The following is an 18,882-nucleotide window of genomic DNA, read 5'->3' as shown; positions in this document are numbered from 1 at the left end:
ATCCCGGTGTTTCACGCAAATCAAGGCAAGAAAGCAAGGGGGCCAGCCCCCTCGCGGCTTTGCCGCTCACCCCCGGGATATTTAAGGACAGAAAATGTCAGCAAGAACAGAGCCCATTTTCTGTCCTTAAATATCCCCGCCGGAGGCATTCCCGGAGCCATAGCTCCGGGAAGTTCTTCTGGACGGCGCTCAGACTGTGGCTTCGTCTTTTTCCCAGGCTTCGATGATCCGGGCGACCAGCGGATGGCGTACGACATCGGCCGAGTTGAAATAGTTGAAGCTGACGCCCCTGACCCCTTTCAGGATCCGCTCCGCCTCGGCAAGACCCGAGGTCACGCCGCGAGGCAGGTCGACCTGGGTGCGGTCGCCGGTGACGACCATACGCGAGCCTTCCCCGAGCCGGGTCAGGAACATCTTCATCTGCATGGCGGTGGCGTTCTGCGCCTCGTCCAGCACCACGAAAGCATTGGAAAGCGTGCGCCCGCGCATGAAGGCCAGTGGCGCGATCTCAATGCGTTTCTCGGCGAAGAGCTTCTCGACCTGGCGCGCCGGCAGGAAATCGTTCAGCGCGTCATAGAGCGGCTGCATATAGGGATCGACCTTCTCCTTCATATCGCCGGGGAGGAAGCCAAGCCGCTCGCCGGCCTCGACTGCAGGGCGCGAGAGCACGATCTTTTCCACCGCGCCGGAGATGAACATTGTCACCCCGACCGCGACTGCGAGATAGGTTTTTCCCGTGCCTGCCGGCCCGATGCCAAAGCCCAGCTCATGTTTGAACAGGTTCGCCACATAGGCTTTTTGCGCCTCGGTGCGGGGCTCGATCGGCTTTTTACGGGTGCGCAGCTCCATCCCGGGCGAGAAGAGTTCGATCTGTTCGCCGTCGCGCGGCTGCGCCGGGATCGACAGGCGCAGCGCGCCATCGACATCACCCGCCTCAACACTGCGGCCGGCCTCTAGCCGGGCATAGAGCGCGCGCAGCACGGCTGCTGCCTGCTCCCGTGCGGCCGGAGCGCCGACCACCGTCAGGCGATTGCCACGCCTGAGCACATGGACCCCCAGCTGATGCTCGACCTGGGCCAGGTTGCGGTCATATTCACCGCAAAGCCCGATCAGGAGCCGGTTGTCGGGAAATTCCAGGACGGTTTCCACCATATCCTCGGGGCTGGTCGGGGGGGTCAGCGCGCTGATGCCCAAATGGGCCTCCTTCCTGCAAGAGCCTTAATCACGATGCTGCGCCTCAACGCGGCATCTGGCAAGACCTTTCATTGCCACCACCAGATCTTGCGGATGAAGATCAGAATTTGATGACAACCTGTACAATATGGGACGCCCTGCGCCGGAGGGAAGGCCCCGGATGTGAAAACGGGCCGCAGGTTCTCCCGCAGCCCGTCAAACTCAGCGCTCTGACTGTGCATTTCAGTTTGTGCGGCGCACCACGGTCTTGCGGCCCGGGCCCGGGACACGGTCCTGGATACCCGGATTGGCCGACTGGTAATCGCCCAGCACCGTACCCGGAGGATATTTGTCATTGCAGATCGGCAGGCCCGAGACCGGGTCAAATCGCGGCGTCGAATAGCCTTCGAGCCCATCATCGATGATCCAGTTCTGGCAGCCATCCGGATCATAGGCGATGGCGGCGCGGCCATTTTGCAAAACGCCGCGGTCGCGGCCCTTGTCAACACCTGTCGCGATGACCGAATCCGGGCCATAATAGCGCCGGGTGCCTTCAAAACTCTCGGCGCAGCCGGCCACGAGGCCAGCCCCGAGCAGCACAGTCACAAGTTTCACGCTCATGCTCATGCCCCCTTACCAGCGATAGCAGACGATTTCGACGCGGCGATTCTTCGCCATGCCGGCAGCGGTCGAGTTGGCGGCGATCGGATTGCGCTCGCCGAAACCGATCTCGCGTTCAACCGAGGCGCCGACCGAACGGGCGACATCCGCCACCGCTTTGGCGCGACGCTGCGAGAGGCTCATATTATATTCATCCGAGGCGCGGCTGTCGGTATGGCCGTAGATCGCGTAGCCAAACGCATCGGTCGAAGTGAAGAAATTCGCCAGCCTTTGCCGCCCGGCTTTGGTGAGCTTCGCGCTGTCGGTCGCGAAAAGCTGATCGGTGTTCTCGTTCAGGCAAAGGTTCTTTTTCAGGCAGACCGGCTTGCCGGTTTTCGGATCGCGGCGCGGCACCATATAGCCCTCGAGACCGCCATCGGCCCACCAGTGCATACAGCCATCGTCATCGACCCAGACGCCCCATTCGATCTGGCCGGTGACCACGGTGCGATCAATCGTGCTTTGCGACAGGGCAGCACTGCCCCCGGAAATCGCAATTGCCAGCGCGGTCGCCCCCAGGCTCATTCGAGCGCCCATCATCCGCGCGGCGCGTGAAAGCATATTCACAGCCAGCCCCCCTGTTCTCTTGTGCAGCAGCCGCAGATTTGCCCCCCGCTCACGCGCAAGTAAAGGAGAATTTACCGTAAGCAATTCATTTATGTAGACTTCAACTTTCAGTTGCACACAAGATGATGTGGCTCTCGCACTTGGCTTCTCAGACCCGAAAGCGATGTCTTCAGGCCAGGGTCAGTGGTGGATCCCCGGCACAGGGGGGGTCAGAAAAGCCGTTCCGCCGCAAGGGAGTTAGAGGACGCAGCCGTCACGCGCGCCCGGACGAGATCTCCGATTCGCCCCTCCGGATCGGTGACATGCACCGCCATCAGATGATCGGATTTGCCAACCATCTGCCCCGCGAGCCGGCCGGGTTTCTCATAGAGCACAGAAATCTCGCGCCCGACCATCGCCGCCTGAGCCGCGTGCTGCTGATCGAGGATCAGCCTTTGCAGCGCCTGAAGCCTGGCATCCGCCACCGCCGCCTCGACGCCGGGCTTTTCCGCCGCAGGCGTGCCGGGACGCGCGGAATATTTGAACGAAAACGCCGCGCCATAGCCAACCCGCGCCACCAGATCCATCGTATCGGCGAAATCCTGGTCGGTCTCGCCCGGGAAGCCCACGATGAAATCCGAGGTCATCAGAATATCGGGCCGCGCCGCGCGGATGCGGTCGATCAGCCGGAAATACTCGTCGCGCGTATGTTTGCGGTTCATCGCTTTCAGGATGCGGTCCGACCCGGACTGCACCGGCAGATGCAGATAAGGCATCAGCTGCGGCACATCACCATGCGAGGCGATCAGGTCGTCATCCATGTCATTGGGGTGGCTCGTGGTATAGCGGATGCGGTCCAGCCCGTCGATTTCGGCCAGCTCGCGGATCAGCCGGGCGAGGGTCCAGTCTTTCCCCTCCCCTTCGCCATGATAGCCATTGACGTTCTGACCCAGCAGCGTGATCTCGCGCACCCCACGGGCGACCAGCTCGCGCGCCTCGTGCATCAGCCGCGCCGCCGGGCGCGACACTTCGGCGCCCCTGGTATAGGGCACCACGCAAAAGGCGCAGAACTTGTCGCAGCCTTCCTGCACCGTCAGAAATGCCGTCGGGCCGCGATAGCCCTTCCGTTGCGGCAGGTGTTCGAACTTATCCTCGACCGGGAAATCGGTATCAACCTGGGCACCGCCCGCCTCAACCATCGCCGGCAGGCGGTGATAGGCCTGCGGGCCGACCACGATATCCACCAGTGGCATGCGGCGGCGGATCTCTGCGCCTTCGGCCTGGGCCACACAGCCCGCCACCCCGATCTTGAGGTCCGGCTTGTCGCGTTTCAGCGGCTTCAGCCGGCCAAGATCGGAATAAAGCTTCTCCGAGGCCTTTTCGCGGATGTGACAGGTGTTGAGCAGCACCATATCGGCGTCATCCGCCTTATCCGTCAGCACATAGCCCTTCGCGCCCATGGCTTCGGCCATGCGCTCGCTGTCATAGACATTCATCTGACAGCCGTAAGTCTTGATGAAGAGCTTCTTCACCGCATCTGCATCGCGGCCCTTTGCAGGGCCGGCATTGCTTTCTGCGGGATCTGTCAGGCTTTCGGGGTTCGACATGGCGTGCCTCCTGGAGCGCGCTTTTACACGCGCGGGCCGCCCGGGGCAACGCCATGCCCGGCAGGGCTGCGACCAGGCCCGCTTTGCGGATTTGTGCGGCCATACACCGCCATGCCTGTCCGGGTAACGTCTTGTCATCGGCGGCGTGATAGCAGAGTCTTATGCGCGGCCGGATGCGGGCCGATACACCACCCGGGCGAGACATGCAGTATAGTTCAATTGGCCAGTTTCTGGAAATGGCACGACCCGCACCGGGCAAGGGCCCTGTGGCGCTGATCCTTGCCGAGGACAATTGCGAGACCGCCGCCACGCTGCGCCATCACCTCAGGCTGGGCTTCGGGCGTGTCGTGTTGCTGGCCGGCGAAGAGATCATCCTGCCCCCCGAGCTGGAAGCGCAGATCGACCGGATCGAAACCGATGCCTTTGCCGAAGACGCGCTTGTCACGGCCGTGAACCTCATCGCCCAGGGAATCCAGGGCGAATGGATCTACTACTGCTACAACGCCGAATTCCTGTTCTTCCCCTTTTGCGAGACCCGCTCGATCCGTGATCTGACCACCTTCCACAGCGAAGAGCGCCGCAGTGCGATGCTCAGCTATGTGGTCGATCTGTATTCCTGCGATCTGGCCGCCCATCCCAATGCGGTCTCGCTGGACCACGCCCATCTCGACCGCGCCGGCTATTACGCGCTGGCCCGCAAGGATCCCGAGCGCGACTGGGCCGAGAAAGAGCGCCAGATGGATTTCTTCGGCGGGCTGCGCTGGCGGTTCGAGGAACACGTGCCCTGGACCCGGCGCAAGATCGACCGTATCTCGCTGTTTCGCGCAACGAAGGGCGTAAAACTCAGGCCGGATTTCACCTTCTCGGATGAGGAGATGAACACCTTTGCCTGCCCCTGGCATCACAATCTCACCGCAGCGGTCTGTTCGTTCCGCACCGCCAAAGCGCTGCGCACCAATCCCGGCAGCCGCAACGAGATCCGCAGCTTCCGCTGGCACAGCTCTGAGGCGTTCCGCTGGGACAGCCACCAGCTGATGGATCTGGGTCTGATGGAACCCGGGCAGTGGTTCTGACCTCTGCCTGAGCGTTTTGTCACCTGCGGGCAAACTTGCCGCAATTGACAGGTTTCGGTCCGCATTTGCCATTCACGGCGTCCGCAGTCGATCTTTTCCGAGAGCCGCACCCCAACAGGAGAATAATTCTGGTCCTGGCTCAGACAAGCGGAGCCTTCACCGGTCCCAACGGTGTCTGTCCCTAATCGAAGCCCTTGAACCGGGCCCGTTCACCCGCTTCAGGGCCATGGACAGTTGGTGCCTTCCAGCGGGACTCTGCTTGATCTCTCGCAACCTCGCCAGAAAAGGCAATGCGCTTATACGCCCCGGCTGTGATCTACATGGCCGAGGCCAGCCCCGAAGGGGTGGTGGTCTATGATGACGCGGGACAGGTGGTTTTTCGTGAGGTGCAGCGTACCCATGGATTCCGGGACTTGCCGTCCGAAGACAAGCTGGGCCTCTGGCTGAGCGATTACAGCGACGATAAGGACGCCGGGGCCGTGACCCTGACAGTCGTCACCGATAGCCTGCTGGACCATGGGTTCCTGATCCAGCACGGTGGCACCCTGTATAACGTCATGGCTGTGAAAGCCGGGGATTCTATCGGTGCAGCGGTCAAAGTGCTGGCGAGGGCTATGCTGCCGCCTGTGCCGGTGCTGCTGCCCCCTGATGAAACTTGGCCCGTGATCCCGCTGCCGCCGATCACCGATCCGGAGGAACCGTGATGGCAGAGGAAGCACAGGATCCTTACACCATGGCCGAACTGGTGGCCTGCGCAGTAATCTCTGCACGACCCGTTTTCCCCTTGCACAACGACACCAACGCACACTTGGCACTTTTCCCATGACGGTGGTCTAACTCCGGGGCATCAATGCCAAACAAACGTATCTGAGTTTTCTGGATAATCAGCGTGTGCCCATCAACGATATAGGCCATTCCACGGACCTCTGTTCTGCTGGGAACCGCGCGCGCACTCTGCTGCTCAAAGGGCGGAAATCTACCGTAACGGGGGTTTTCGTCAGAACGGGGCTTTTCTTGAGGCGGGCGCTTGCCCCGCAAAAAACCAAACAACTGCGGCTATGAGCGCAAGAATGAGTAAAGCAAATTCCATGTGTTAGTCCAGTTCGCGGCGGTGGCCGTCTAGCTTGGCCTAACCGACTCCCAGCCTCTTAGCTTCAACATAGGCCAGACGGTCCCGGAACCGCTATCCAGTCTGGAAGCGACCCGTGCGAATCCACCCGCGCTTTCGACAAGCTGCTTACACAGTGCTTACACGGAGAAAAGAAAAAGGGGCTAGCCTCTCGGCTAACCCCTTGAATTCTATGGCGGACCCAGAGCGATTCGAACGCCCGACCCCCAGATTCGTAGTCTGGTGCTCTATCCAGCTGAGCTATGGGTCCGCTGTGAGGCCGGTATCTAGAGGGCGTGGCGGAGGGATGCAAGAGACAAAATGCAGCCTCACTCCATTTGCTGCGGATCGACCACCAGCGCGACCTTCGGAAGGTGGATCATGAACTCGGTTCCCTCGGAATCGCTGTGCAAAAGCTCGATCCGGCCACCATGGCCCCGCACCAGCTCAGACGAGATCGCGAGCCCAAGCCCGGTGCCGCCCTTGCGCACGCCGCCCTGGAAAGCCGCGAAAAGATGCTCGCGCGCCTTTGGCGGCAGGCCCGGGCCGGTGTCGCCCACCCTGATCCACCATTCAGAATCACTCTCTCCGGCGGAAATCTCGACCGTGCCGGCCTGGCCGGTCGCCTCGATCGCCTGACGCGCATTCCGGATCAGGTTCGATATGACACGGTAAAGCTGCTCACGATCGGCGCGGAGCGACAGATTCGGTGCGATATCTGTAAGTGAGGTCACCAGGGCCGTGGGCTGCAGGTCTTCGCCACTGGACAGCCCCTCGCCTTCGATCACCTCATTCACCAGCACGGCCAGCGGAAAACGCGTCAGCTGCGGCGGCGCCTCTTCGGCCTTGCCGAAGGTCAGCGTCGCCTCGCAAAGGCTGACCGCGCGGCTGATCGAATTGACCAGTTTCGGCGCCGAGCGTGCCACGACCGGATCGGCGCTGCCTTCGATTCTGTCGGCAAACAGCTGCGCCGTGGTCAGGATGTTCCGCAGATCATGGCTGATCTTCGCCACCGCGCCGCCAAGCTGCGCCAGCCGCTCCCGCTGTTTCAGCGCGCCGGTCAGCTGACGCTGCATGCTGGCCAGCATCTCTTCGGCCTCGCGCAGCTCCTCGACCCGGGCCGAGGGTTCGATCACAGTACGCGCATCCTCGGGCGCCTCGGCATAGGCCTTCATATGCAAGACCACGCGCCGAATCGGATGCACAATCAGCCGCTGCGCCGCGAGGAACAAAAGCACCGCCATCACCGCCGAGATCAGCGCCGAAAACAGCAGGAGCCGCCAGGCGTAAAGCAGCATCGCCTTGCGCAAGGGCTCTTGCGGCATGGTGATCTCGATCAGCTGGCCGCCCTCCTGCACCGGGCTGCCGATCACCCGCACCACCCGGTGCTCGGGATCGAAAAGCGTCGAAAGCGCATCGCGGATCAGCTCCCAGGGGCCGGAGAGCCGCAGGTCGTAATCGGCATGGACCGGTTCCGGCACCGGCGAGGACAGCACCAGCTGGCGGATATCGTCGCGCCGCAGCACCACGTTATAGACCCCGGCATTGGCAAGCAGTTCCGCCTCGAGTTCGGGCGAGACCCCGCTGTCCGAGGCCAGCTGGGTCAGCACCGCGATCTGCGCCTGACGCAAGCGTTCCAGCAGAAAATCAGCGCGGTAGCGGGCAAGCGAGGGGACAAAAATCAGCACATCGGCCAGAAGGACGAAAATGACCGTCAGCATGAGGAAACGGCCGGACAAGGTCCGCAAAAACCGCCGCCCGCTTTGCCTCTGCGTCACCCCGTCCCTCCTTCGGCCCGGGCTTCCGCACTGGCCGTCTGCTCTGCTGTCCCGCTTTGCCACCCGCCGCAGTCCCGCCAGAGGCTTTGCACCGCATTGCGGCGGGCTGCGCGCGGCAGGGATCCGTCTGACCCGCCGGTTCCTGCAAATAACTAGCAAATCCCGGGCAGGTTGGACAGTATGGGAAGACCGATGCAAAAGCTGCAAAACCGGGCCAAATCTGCCGGGTTTCCTGTCAGGATACGTTGACTTGGGCGTCGGCTGCCCCTATAGGCCGGGCTTCAGGATCAACGTCCGCGAATCCCGCGCCGTCCAGGCGCCCGTGGGAAAGCAGCGACAGGCATCCGACTGAGATATGGCCGCGAGGCCGCGAGATATGGCCGAAAGGCCTGGAAACAGGCCCCTGGCCACAACAAACGCAGAAGGAATGCCGCAATGAAGCGCACCTATCAACCCTCCAAGCTGGTTCGCGCCCGTCGCCACGGCTTCCGGGCCCGCATGGCCACCAAAGGCGGCCGCCTCGTGCTGGCTGCCCGCCGCGCCAAAGGCCGCAAGGTTCTTTCGGCCTGATCTGCCACCGCCCTGCACCTGCAGGGCCGGAGGAACGGATAATGGCACCGCCGGAGGCAAAGGGTATGAGGCAATTTGCCGGACAGCCCGAAAAGCCTCCGGCGGTTTCCGTTTTGGAACATCCAACTGCCCGCAGATGGGAAGAGTCCGTGACGGAATTGAACAGATCAAACAATTCGGCGCTTGTGGTCATCCCGCAGCGCAAGGATTTCCTGAAAGCCGCTTCGGCGCGGCGTCAGGGGACATCCTCTTTCCTGCTCCAGGCCCGCGACCGGCGCGATGGTGATCAGGTTACGCGGATCGGCTTCACCGCCTCGAAGAAGATCGGCAATGCCGTGGCGCGCAACCGGGCCAAGCGGCGGATGCGCGAAGTGGCGCGGGCCGTTTTGCCCGAGCTCGGGCGCGAAGGCTGGGACTATGTGCTGGTGGCACGGCCGGAGGCAACCCTCACCCGTGGTTTCAGTGATCTGGTGAGCGATCTGCGCGAGGCTTTCGCCTCGGTTCATCGCGAACGGGCGCCAAAGCCGCCGCGCGACCCGGCGACCGGGCCGGCACCGCCACCCATGGGAGCAGGGCAATGAGCCCCCTCGCCTTCCTCCTCTCGCTGCCTGTGCGCGGCTACCGGCTGCTGCTGAGCCCCTGGGTCGGGCATGGCTGCCGGTTTCAGCCGACCTGCTCGGCCTATGCGATGGAGGCCCTGTCGCGGCATGGCGGCATTCAGGGCGGCTGGCTGACCGCGCATCGTCTCTGCCGCTGCCATCCCTGGGGTGGCGCGGGGTATGATCCGGTGCCTGGCGCCGACCCGGAATTTGATAAAATGTTGCAAAAGGGAAAATCCGGCGGGAAAAACCCGCCGGTTGAGGGGGTAAAATGATGCATTTTTCTGGCCTCCTCGCCCTTGCCCTCGGCGGAGCCGCCGGCACGGTGCTGCGCCATCTGATCATTTCCCTTTTCGGCGCGCCCTGGGCCGTGGCCGCCATCAATATCGCCGGCAGCTTTCTGATCGGACTGGCCTGGATCCTGCTGAGCCAGCGCCTGCAGCTGGGTCCGATCATAATGACCGGCCTTCTGGGCGGTTTCACCACCTTTTCGGCCTTCTCACTCGACACATTGAAACTGGTCGAAGCGGGCCGCATGACCGAAGCCCTGGCCTATGTCGCGGCTTCGGTCTTCCTTTCACTCTTCGCCGTCTTCCTCGGCGTCACTTTAGCGAGGCAGCTTTCATGAGCGGCGTTCAACTGATCCAGGTCACCGAAGATGATGGCGAACAGCGGCTGGACCGCTGGCTGAAAAAGCGCTTTCCGCAACTGACCCAGGGCAATATCGAAAAGATGTGCCGCACCGGCCAGATCCGCATCGAAGGCGGGCGGGCAAAGGCGGCCGACCGGGTGCAGCCGGGCGAGACGATCCGTGTCCCGCCCCTGCCCGCCGCCGAGGCCCCGGTGCGCGAACAGACCAAAGGCGTCTCGGATGCCGATGCAAAGATGATCCAGGCCTGCGTGCTGTGGAAGGACGAGCATATCATCGTGCTGAACAAGCCGCCGGGCCTGCCCTCGCAAGGGGGGTCGGGCCAGGGTGACCGCCATGTCGACGGGCTGACCGAGGCACTGAAATTCGGCTATAAAGACCGCCCGAAGCTGGTGCACCGACTGGATAAAGACACTTCGGGGATCCTCTTGCTGGCGCGGACCGACCGCATCGCGCGCGCGCTGTCCGAGGCGCTGCGCCACCGGCTGACCCGCAAGATATACTGGGCCGTGGTCGCCGGCGTGCCGCATCCGAAACAGGGCTCGATCAAGTTCCACCTGATGAAGGCGCCGGGCCGTGGTCGTGGCGGCGAGGGCGAGAAGATGATCGCCATTCACCCCGCTCAGGCCAAAGACTACCCGGATGCAAAACGCAGCCAGACCGATTATTTCACCCTCTGGTTCCTTGGCACCCGGCTGAGCTGGATGGCGCTGGAGCCGGTGACGGGCCGCACCCATCAGCTGCGCGCCCATATGGCGGAAATCGGCCATCCCATTCTGGGGGATGGAAAATATGGCGGCGGTGATATGGAAAACCAGGGCGATGGCTGGGGGGCGGGCATCGGCGGTGATCTGTCGAAAAAGCTGCATCTCCATGCGCGGTCCATCGGGTTTGAACATCCGATCACCAAAAAAGAGATGCTGTTCCAGGCGCCGCTCCCGGACCATATGAAACGCACCTGGAAGGCGCTGGACTGGAAGGAAGACGACGTCCCCTCTGATCCGTTCAAGACTTTCGGAGGGCGCTGAAATGTCGGCCTGGGCCCCGAAACGGTTCTGGAAAGAGACACGCCTTGCCGAGGCCGATGGTGGCTTTACCGTCCATCTGGACGGGCGCGCGATCCGCACGCCGCAAAAGGCACCGCTGATCGTGCCGACGCGACCTCTGGCGGAACTGATCGCCACGGAGTGGGAGGCGCAACAGGGCAAGATCGACCCTGAATCGATGCCGGCGACCCGCTCGGCCAATTCGGCGATCGACAAGCTCAGTGAACAGCGCGAGGCCGTGGTGACCATGCTCGCAGCTTACGGCGAGACCGACCTGCTGTGCTACCGCGCCGAGCGCCCGCTTGCCCTTGTTACCCGCCAGGCCGAGGTCTGGAACCCGATCCTCGACTGGGCGGCCAACAGCCTGCAGGCGCCGCTTGCCGTGACCGCCGGCGTCGTGCCGGTGGCGCAGCCTGCGGCAAGCCTCGCCCGGCTGACCGCCGAGGTCGCCGCGCTGGACAATTTCCGCCTCACCGCATTCCACGACCTGGTGGCGATATCCGGCTCGCTGGTGCTTGCGCTGGCGCTGATCTCTGGCCAGATTGACGCCGGGCAAGCCTGGGAGGCTTCGCGTCTCGATGAAAGCTGGCAAAGCGAGCAATGGGGCGTCGATGAAGACGCCGCCGCAACTGAGGTTGTGAAGCAGTCGGCCTTTGAGCTTGCCTGGCGATTCTACGGATTGTGCGGGTAACAATTCAGGCCGATTTCCCGGCAAAGCTGATCTGAGCGGCATTTTTCCGGCGCAATGCCCGGAAAAACGGCGATTTTCCCGTATTCGAAGCTCGCCTATTGACCGATAAGCGACCTTGCTCTGAAAATATGCTCATCGGGCGATCAAAGACCCGAGAGACAGCCTGCGAACAGTCAGGCGACACCCCCGCCGCGGCCCGGCCGATGGCGGCAGCTCAGGAAGAGGTAATTATGAAGAAATCAGCAATCATCGGCGCGCTGGCGGCCAGCACCATGCTCGCGGGCGCTGCCAGTGCGGCCACGCTCGATGATGTTAAGGCCCGCGGCGAGTTGAATTGCGGCGTCAATGTCGGCCTCACCGGCTTTGGCATGGCGGATGCGAATGGCACCTGGGTCGGCTTTGACGTCGATCTGTGCCGCGCGGTTGCCGCTGCCGTGCTTGGCGACCCGACCAAGGTGAAATTTGTCCCCACCACCGGCGAGACGCGCTTTACCGCCCTCGCCTCGGGTGAGGTCGACCTGCTCGTCCGCAACTCGACCGCAACCTTCACCCGTGACGTTGACCTGAAATTCGATTTTGTCGGCATCAATTACTATGACGGCCAGGGCTTCATGGTCAAAAAAGACCTGGGCGTTTCCTCGGCCAAAGAACTCGAAGGCGCCACCGTCTGCATCCAGACCGGGACCACCACCGAGCTGAACCTCGCCGACTTTTTCAAGGCGAATAACATGACCTATACCCCGGTCACGGTTCAGGACGATTCTGAGGCGCAACGCCAGTATCTCGCAGGCGCCTGCGATGCCTATACGACCGACGCCTCGGGTCTGGCGGCGGGCCGTGCAACCATGGCGGATGCGGAAAACCACATCATCCTTCCCGAGATCATCTCGAAAGAGCCGCTCGGGCCGGCCGTGCGTCATGGTGACAATGTCTGGGGCGATATTGTGCGCTGGACCTATAACGCGCTGCTGATCGCCGAAGAGAAAGGCATCACCAAAGCCAATATCGAAGAGGTCGCCGGCTCCTCCACCGACCCCGAAATCCGCCGCCTGCTGGGTCTTGAAGGCGAAATGGGCAAGATGTTCGGCCTCGACAATGACTGGGCGAAACGTGCGATTGCCGCAAACGGCAATTATGGCGAGATTTTTGAAGCCAATCTCGGAACCGGCACCCCGATCGGTCTGGCGCGCGGTCTGAACGCGCTCTGGACGCAAGGCGGGCTGCAATACGCCTGGCCGATGCGCTGATCTGCCCCGGGGGCGCGTCCGAAAGGCGCGCCCCCACTTCGTTAAGATCAAACAATCAGAACAACCACGACCACGGACTGCCCGATTGCGGCAGTACCATAACCGGCAGAAGCCGGAGGCGGTCGGGCTCAGGGGGAATTCATGGCCTTTGCCACCAGTCGGGCGGAGGCGTCGAAGGGCGGATTCCGCCTTTCGATGCTGATTTATGACACCCGTTTCCGTGCCATCACGCTCCAGGTGATCGCACTTGTACTCTTCCTGCTTTTCATCGGCTGGCTGACGGATAATGTGATCCGCAACCTCGACGCCAAGGGCAAGGACATCAATTTCGGCTTTCTCTGGGTCCGGGCCGGATATGATATCGAGCAGACCCTGATCCCCTATACCAATGATTCCACCCATGGCCGCGCGGTTATCATCGGGCTTTTGAACACGCTGGTGGTGGCCTTTTTCGGCTGTATCCTCGCCACCGCGGTCGGGGTGGCCGTCGGCGTGCTGCGGCTGTCGAACAACTGGCTGATTTCGCGGCTGATGACGGTCTATGTCGAGGTCTTCCGCAATGTGCCGCTGCTTCTGTGGATCCTTCTGACTTTCGTGGTGATCTCCGAGACCATGCCGGCGCCGGCGGCCTTCAAGATCACGCCGGCGATCCTTGAAAGCCGGGCCGCGCTGGACGGGCTGACGGCCCAGGCCGGTGGCCATGGGCTTGCGGCGCGACTTGCGGGGCTGCAGGTCTCGTCTTTTGCCTTCTTCCTCTGGCTGCTCGCCTTTATCGGCATTACCGGCGCGACCTGGCAATATGCCCGCAGCCGGTTTGACGCAGGTAAGGCGGCGCTGATCACAGCCGTTCCGGCGGCTCTGTGGATCATCGCGGCCCTGACCATATTCAGCCCCTCGCTCTCGCCGGTTCTGGCCGAAAACGAGGTCAGCGCCATCGGGCCGACCGAGCCTGCGGCCTCGAAATTCTTCTTCGATTCCATTGCATTGACAAATCGCGGCACCAATATCCCTGCGCCGCTGCTGGACCGCCCGCTCGGCGGGACCGAAATCGCCTCTGTGCCGGTGAATTTCTCGGTGCTGGCGGTGCTTGCTGTGATCATCGTCTCGGGGATCGCAAATCGCTCGGTCACCCGGCGCGCCAACAAGCTTCAGGAAGAGACCGGCCTGCGCCCCACGACCTGGTGGATCTCGCTCCTGATCCTTTTCCTGCCGCTGGTCCTTTTGCTGACAGCGCTTGGCCTGCATTGGGAGCTGCCGGGCTTTCCGGTGAATGCCCAGGGCGTGAGCCAGGGCTTCAACTTCCAGGGGGGCATCCAGGTGATGCATTCCTTCACCGCCCTCCTGATCGCCCTGACGCTCTATACCTCGGCCTTTATCGCCGAGATCGTGCGTGCCGGGATTCAGGCCATCCCGGGCGGACAGTCCGAGGCTGCCGCCGCCCTCGGCCTGCGTCCGGGCCGCACGATGAAGCTGGTGATCCTGCCCCAGGCTTTGCGGGTGATCATTCCGCCGCTGATCAGCCAGTATCTGAACCTGACAAAGAACACCTCGCTGGGAATCGCAGTCTCTTACCTTGATCTGCGGGGCACGCTGGGCGGCATCACGCTGAACCAGACCGGGCGCGAGCTGGAATGCATGCTCCTGATGATGCTGATTTATCTGACGATCAGCCTGATCATTTCCTCCGGCATGAATGCCTTCAACTCTGCCGTTAAGCTGAAGGAGCGCTGAGATGACCGGGACTTCGCATCTCTGGGTCCGCGAGGAAATGCTGCGCCCCGCACCGCCCCCACTGCGTGAGGCGGGGGCGGTTAAGTGGCTGCGCGAGAACCTGATCTCGTCTCCGGTCAATACGCTTTTGACCTTTGCCGGGCTTCTGGTGGCAATCTGGATGGTCTGGACCGCCTTTCCCTGGTGGTGGCATTCGGTCTGGAACGCCAGTTCACTGGCGGAATGCCGCGAAATCGTCGCGGCGGCGGGCGGCGAAAGCGGCGCCTGCTGGGCGGTGATCAAAGCGCGCTGGCACCAGTTCCTGTTCGGCTTCTTCCCGCCCGATCAATACTGGCGCCCGGTGCTCACCGGCGGGCTGCTCTTTGCCGCGCTGGCGCCGATCCTGTTCTGGAAGAACCGCAAAAGCGCCCATATGGTCGGCCTTGCGGGCATCCTGACCCTTGCCGCCCTCTACGCCATTTCCGCAAACAGCCTCGCCTTTGCCGCGACTGCCGTCATTTTCGCGGTGCTCTGGGTAACAGCGAGCCTGCGCCCGGCGGCACTGATCTGGGTGACCGGGCTTTTTCCCTTCATCGCGATCTGGCTGATCTGGGGTGGGTCGTTCTGGACACCGGTCACCCAGCTCCTGGCCATTGCGCTTGGCGCCCTGGTGGCGCGGGTCTATTACAACAACCCCAATAAATGGCTGAATGACGCCTTTGCGCTGGTGGTTGCCCTGGCGGCGGCCTGGGTGGCCTCGGTGGTGATCAATTACAGCGATGCCATCTCGACCGATTTCTTTGCGCGGCTGCGCATGGCGACCTTCTGGCAGGGCTTTGGCCAGGGCGGCAATATCCTGGCCATGGCCTTCGGCGCCGTCGTCTCTTTCGTCGTGATGCTGCTGACCGCGGCGATCTGGCTCCTGCTCGCCGTGATGTATGTGATCAGCGCGGTGCTGAACTACAATCTCACCGATGTCGCCCGGCCCTTTGGCTATGAAACTCTGCCCGCCTCGGCGGCGATGATCAGTCTCGGCACGCTCTTTGCCTTCGCGCTTGTCTTTGTCGCGGCGCGCAACCGGTCGGTCGTGATCGGCATTCTCGCCGGGCTGCTGGCGGGTGGTGGCTGGCTTTTGTATCAGGCGCCGAAGATGGTTTCCTATATGGCAACCGACCTGCCGCTGACGATTGCGCCGGTCGGCTCGAATATGATCGGGGGCTTTCTGCTGGCGCTGATCATCGGGGTCACGGCCATCGCGGCCTCGCTGCCTCTCGGCATCATGCTGGCGCTCGGGCGCAGGTCGGACATGTGGCTGATGAAGATGCTCTCGATCGGCTTTATCGAGTTCATCCGGGGGGTGCCGCTGATCACGCTCCTCTTCACCGCATCCCTGCTTCTGCAGTATTTCCTGCCACCGCAGACCAATTTCGACCTGATCCTGCGGGTGATCATCCTCGCCTCGCTCTTCTCGGCCGCCTATCTGGCCGAGGTGATCCGGGGCGGTCTCGCGGCCCTGCCCCGTGGCCAGTATGAGGCCGGCGACAGCCTTGGCATGACCTATTGGCAGGCGCAGCGCCTGATCATCATGCCCCAGGCGCTGAAAATCTCGATCCCGGGGATCGTCTCGACCTTTATCGGGCTCTTCAAGGATACGACGCTGGTCTCCTTCGTCGGCCTTCTCGACCCGCTGAGGGGCGTGACCACCACCGTACGCGCCGACATCAACTGGAAGGGCATCTATTGGGAGCCCTATATCTTCGTCGGCGCCATCTTCTTCATTATCTGCTTTGGCATGTCACGATACTCTATGTATCTTGAACGCAAGCTGAAGACAGACCATCGCTAAGGACGCATCATGAGCCAGGTACAAAAGATCCCGGACGTCGCGGGCGAAGTCGCGATCGAAATCCGCAAGATGAACAAATGGTACGGCCAGTTCCACGTCTTGCGCGATATCGACCTGACGGTGGCGCGCGGCGAGAGAATCGTGATCTGTGGCCCTTCCGGGTCGGGGAAATCAACGATGATCCGCTGCATCAACCGGCTGGAGGAACACCAGTCCGGTCATATCTTCGTCGACGGCACCGAGTTGACCAATGACCTCAAGAATATCGACAAGGTGCGCTCCGAAGTCGGAATGGTGTTCCAGCATTTCAACCTCTTCCCGCATCTGACGGTGCTGGAAAACCTCACCCTCGCGCCGATCTGGGTTCGCAAGATCCCGAAAAAGCAGGCCGAAGAAACCGCGATGCATTTCCTGACCAAGGTGAAGATCCCCGATCAGGCACTGAAATATCCGGGCCAGTTGTCAGGGGGGCAGCAGCAGCGGGTCGCCATCGCGCGGTCTTTGTGCATGCGCCCCAGGATCATGCTCTTTGACGAGCCGACCTCGGCGCTTGACCCCGAGATGATCAAAGAGGTGCTCGACACCATGATCGAGCTCGCCGAAGAGGGCATGACCATGCTTTGCGTCACCCATGAGATGGGCTTTGCCCAGGCTGTGGCAAATCGCGTCGTCTTCATGGATCAGGGTCAGATCGTCGAACAGAATGCGCCGAAAGAGTTCTTCTCGAACCCGCAATCTGAGCGTACCAAGCTTTTCCTGAGCCAGATCCTCGGCCACTGACCTGCCTGCAGCTCCCCCTGAAAACCCGCCGCACCCGCTGGCGGGTTTTCGCTTTTCACGAGAATATACATTACAGTCACGGACCTGGACGTTAAGACTTGGGACGCTAAGACTTTGGAAGAAATCGATATAGGAGCTCAGATGTCCCGCCCCGTCTGTCTTTATTCCGCCGCAGCCCTTATTGGCGCCATGACCGCCCTGCCGGCTTTCGCAGCTCTGCCGCCCTATTATGACCGGATCGAACAGATCCAGACCATCCTTTCCAGCGATGCCCTGGCAGACAGGCTTGGCGGGCGCCCCATCGACTCGCTCGATTATGAACGGCATGGTCAGGATGGCAGTGTGAAATGGGAGATCGACACCGATGGCTGTGACATCGACATCTGGCTGGACCCGCAGCCATTGCCTGAGGGCATGACCGGCAAAGTCACCTATGCCGTCCGCACCCCGATCGCAAACTGCGACTGAGCCAGCGCCCATCCATGCATTGGCCGCAGCCTGTGCGGCCTTTGCGTTCCCTGTTTCAGCATGAGAACCGGCGCCAGATCCGCTTTGGATCACTTTCAATCGGCAAATTCCGAAACCGGTCCCGGTCTTTTACCGCCGAACTGACCGGTGATGACAGGCGCGCGCAGGCGCCGGGCATGGGCGTTGTGACTCGCAGCGCCGGAACCGCGCTGCCCCCCCAGGGCTTTGGGGCCGGCGCTGCCTTTGCCACAGGTCCTGGTCGCGACGCCCCCTGCCACTGCCGCACCCGCGCCTGCCCAGGCCCGGAACCGCCGCACCGACATCCCAGCCGAAAATACCAGCCCCGGCCCGCCCTCCACACACAAGGCCGTAGGGACGGGGCCGGCGGTCGTCGGGCAGAGGTGCTGAAGGTCAGCTTTGCGGGATGGGGTGGATGGCTCCTGCTCCACCTGCGTCGAAATGCGCCCTGGTGCAGCTGTCACAAGCTGCGATGAAAGGAGCCACCCCATGCAGATTACGACACTGGGCCTCGATCTGGCCAGGAATGTGTTTCACGCGCCCTCGGCGGCGGATGTCATGTTGGACAATGCGGTTCTGAAGGATCTCCTAGGAAAGCCCTGACGCCGCCGATACAACGGCGGGATGCGGTGCTGCAGGCGACGAAGGATCATCCGATCTCTCAACGTCGCGCCTGCGTCCTGATCAGTGTCAATCCGAAGACGGTGCGGCGCGAGAGGCCGCCCGACAACCTGGAGATCCGTGAGGAGATGCACAAGATCGCCGAGAAGCGCCGTCGCTTCGGCTTCCCAACGCTGGAACATGCCCAAGCCGAAGGGTGACATTTTAACTTTGCCAGATGGCCACGTTTCTACCTTGGCTCTACACCGGGCGCCTCCATATTGGCTCTTATGTTACGGTGGCTCATCAGCTTCGGGTCAAGGAAACCGGAAATTCTGACCATGCGTCATCGCAGGCCGACCCCTTCAGACCGGATTTCAGTAAGGCGGGTTGGTTGTCGGGAACCACCAGGACCATATTTGGCCCGGCCCCTGATCCTGGCCAAGTGTCACCACCAGTGCCAGGAGCAAAATCGCGAACAGCCTCCAGGGCAGCAGATCGAAAATCCAGCGCGAGAACATCGGCTCCCCTGCCTGCCGGGCAAGTATTCCGGCCATGATCCGCACAAAAAACAAGGCCGCCCCGAAGGGCGGCCTTTGGATCACAGAGCCCGAAGGCTTCAGATCACTTGATGATTTTGGCAACGACGCCTGCACCGACGGTGCGGCCGCCTTCGCGGATTGCGAAGCGCAGCTTCTCTTCCATGGCGATCG

The 18,882-nt window shown here is 62.2% G+C and carries 19 protein-coding genes, 1 tRNA gene and 2 pseudogenes; 14 read left to right on the top strand and 8 right to left on the bottom strand.

What is annotated here, in order from left to right:
- Window positions 1-189: 189 nt before the first annotated feature.
- The 4 genes from JC607_RS22400 to miaB all read right to left on the bottom strand — a co-directional run bounded on the left by JC607_RS22400 (window position 190) and on the right by miaB (window position 3,986).
- Window positions 190-1,194 (bottom strand): PhoH family protein, encoded by a 1,005-nt coding sequence (locus JC607_RS22400; protein WP_370584920.1) that lies wholly within the window; start codon window positions 1,192-1,194, stop codon window positions 190-192.
- A gap of 222 nt (window positions 1,195-1,416) precedes the next feature.
- Window positions 1,417-1,794 carry a hypothetical protein gene (locus JC607_RS22395; RefSeq protein WP_198838954.1) on the bottom strand — a complete coding sequence of 126 codons (378 nt, stop codon included), beginning with the start codon at window positions 1,792-1,794 and terminating at the stop codon, window positions 1,417-1,419.
- A gap of 12 nt (window positions 1,795-1,806) precedes the next feature.
- Complete coding sequence (locus JC607_RS22390; protein ID WP_233093091.1) at window positions 1,807-2,394, bottom strand: OmpA family protein; 588 nt, start codon at window positions 2,392-2,394, stop codon at window positions 1,807-1,809.
- A gap of 215 nt (window positions 2,395-2,609) precedes the next feature.
- Window positions 2,610-3,986, bottom strand: a complete 1,377-nt coding sequence (miaB, locus tag JC607_RS22385) for a tRNA (N6-isopentenyl adenosine(37)-C2)-methylthiotransferase MiaB (RefSeq protein ID WP_198838953.1) — start codon at window positions 3,984-3,986, stop codon at window positions 2,610-2,612.
- A gap of 203 nt (window positions 3,987-4,189) precedes the next feature.
- Here miaB and JC607_RS22380 point away from each other — a divergent pair, with 203 nt between their 5' ends.
- Both JC607_RS22380 and JC607_RS22375 read left to right on the top strand, forming a co-directional pair.
- Window positions 4,190-5,059, top strand: a complete 870-nt coding sequence (locus JC607_RS22380) for a glycosyltransferase family 2 protein (RefSeq protein ID WP_198838952.1) — start codon at window positions 4,190-4,192, stop codon at window positions 5,057-5,059.
- Between the two features lie 290 nt (window positions 5,060-5,349).
- Complete coding sequence (locus tag JC607_RS22375) at window positions 5,350-5,763, top strand: hypothetical protein (protein ID WP_198838951.1); 414 nt, start codon at window positions 5,350-5,352, stop codon at window positions 5,761-5,763.
- Window positions 5,764-5,785: 22 nt separating this feature from the next.
- Here the strand turns inward: JC607_RS22375 and JC607_RS22370 are convergent, their stop codons facing one another.
- The 3 genes from JC607_RS22370 to JC607_RS22360 form a co-directional block, all read right to left on the bottom strand.
- Window positions 5,786-5,974: a thermonuclease family protein gene (locus tag JC607_RS22370; protein ID WP_198838950.1), complete on the bottom strand. Its 189-nt coding sequence runs from the start codon at window positions 5,972-5,974 to the stop codon at window positions 5,786-5,788.
- Between the two features lie 387 nt (window positions 5,975-6,361).
- Window positions 6,362-6,438 (bottom strand) — tRNA-Arg (locus tag JC607_RS22365).
- 58 nt (window positions 6,439-6,496) lie between these two features.
- The gene (locus tag JC607_RS22360; protein ID WP_198838974.1) at window positions 6,497-7,888 is read right to left on the bottom strand and encodes a HAMP domain-containing sensor histidine kinase; all 1,392 of its coding nucleotides are present in this window, start codon (window positions 7,886-7,888) and stop codon (window positions 6,497-6,499) included.
- Window positions 7,889-8,380: 492 nt separating this feature from the next.
- Between JC607_RS22360 and rpmH the strand changes: the two genes are divergently transcribed.
- The 12 genes and pseudogenes from rpmH to JC607_RS22300 all read left to right on the top strand — a co-directional run.
- Window positions 8,381-8,515 carry a 50S ribosomal protein L34 gene (rpmH, locus tag JC607_RS22355; RefSeq protein WP_092895917.1) on the top strand — a complete coding sequence of 45 codons (135 nt, stop codon included), beginning with the start codon at window positions 8,381-8,383 and terminating at the stop codon, window positions 8,513-8,515.
- Between the two features lie 41 nt (window positions 8,516-8,556).
- Window positions 8,557-9,096 carry a ribonuclease P protein component gene (gene rnpA / locus JC607_RS22350; RefSeq protein WP_198838949.1) on the top strand — a complete coding sequence of 180 codons (540 nt, stop codon included), beginning with the start codon at window positions 8,557-8,559 and terminating at the stop codon, window positions 9,094-9,096.
- Window positions 9,093-9,389, top strand: a complete 297-nt coding sequence (gene yidD, locus JC607_RS22345; RefSeq protein ID WP_198838948.1) for a membrane protein insertion efficiency factor YidD — start codon at window positions 9,093-9,095, stop codon at window positions 9,387-9,389. The genes rnpA and yidD overlap by 4 nt, the downstream gene beginning before the upstream one ends.
- Entirely contained in the window at window positions 9,386-9,742 is a 357-nt protein-coding gene (locus JC607_RS22340) for a CrcB family protein (protein ID WP_233093088.1), read from the top strand. The genes yidD and JC607_RS22340 overlap by 4 nt, the downstream gene beginning before the upstream one ends.
- Window positions 9,739-10,791, top strand: coding sequence for an RluA family pseudouridine synthase (locus JC607_RS22335; protein WP_198838947.1), 1,053 nt, complete (start codon window positions 9,739-9,741; stop codon window positions 10,789-10,791). The genes JC607_RS22340 and JC607_RS22335 overlap by 4 nt, the downstream gene beginning before the upstream one ends.
- A gap of 1 nt (window position 10,792) precedes the next feature.
- Window positions 10,793-11,500, top strand: a complete 708-nt coding sequence (locus JC607_RS22330; RefSeq protein WP_198838946.1) for an ATP12 family chaperone protein — start codon at window positions 10,793-10,795, stop codon at window positions 11,498-11,500.
- A 230-nt stretch (window positions 11,501-11,730) separates the two neighbouring features.
- On the top strand, window positions 11,731-12,747 hold the full coding sequence (locus JC607_RS22325; protein ID WP_198838945.1) for an amino acid ABC transporter substrate-binding protein: 1,017 nt from the start codon (window positions 11,731-11,733) through the stop codon (window positions 12,745-12,747).
- Window positions 12,748-12,888: 141 nt separating this feature from the next.
- Window positions 12,889-14,478, top strand: a complete 1,590-nt coding sequence (locus tag JC607_RS22320) for an amino acid ABC transporter permease (RefSeq protein ID WP_198838944.1) — start codon at window positions 12,889-12,891, stop codon at window positions 14,476-14,478.
- A gap of 1,180 nt (window positions 14,479-15,658) precedes the next feature.
- Window positions 15,659-16,303, top strand: a pseudogene (locus JC607_RS25605) (amino acid ABC transporter permease); the annotation flags it as partial.
- A gap of 9 nt (window positions 16,304-16,312) precedes the next feature.
- Complete coding sequence (locus JC607_RS22310) at window positions 16,313-17,083, top strand: amino acid ABC transporter ATP-binding protein (protein ID WP_198838943.1); 771 nt, start codon at window positions 16,313-16,315, stop codon at window positions 17,081-17,083.
- A 141-nt stretch (window positions 17,084-17,224) separates the two neighbouring features.
- Entirely contained in the window at window positions 17,225-17,551 is a 327-nt protein-coding gene (locus JC607_RS22305) for a hypothetical protein (RefSeq protein ID WP_198838942.1), read from the top strand.
- A 567-nt stretch (window positions 17,552-18,118) separates the two neighbouring features.
- Window positions 18,119-18,357, top strand: a pseudogene (locus JC607_RS22300) (IS3 family transposase); the annotation flags it as partial.
- A 436-nt stretch (window positions 18,358-18,793) separates the two neighbouring features.
- On the opposite strand, the gene JC607_RS22290 reads toward JC607_RS22300, so the two are convergent.
- On the bottom strand, window positions 18,794-18,882 hold an 89-nt coding region (locus JC607_RS22290; RefSeq protein ID WP_143540434.1), incomplete at its 5' end, for a hypothetical protein.

The sequence above is a fragment of the Paracoccus sp. IB05 genome (genome assembly GCF_016405985.1).
Classification (GTDB): domain Bacteria; phylum Pseudomonadota; class Alphaproteobacteria; order Rhodobacterales; family Rhodobacteraceae; genus Pseudogemmobacter.
The sequence above is the reverse complement of the archived record's forward strand: the minus strand, read 5'-3'. Positions and strand labels throughout refer to the sequence as shown.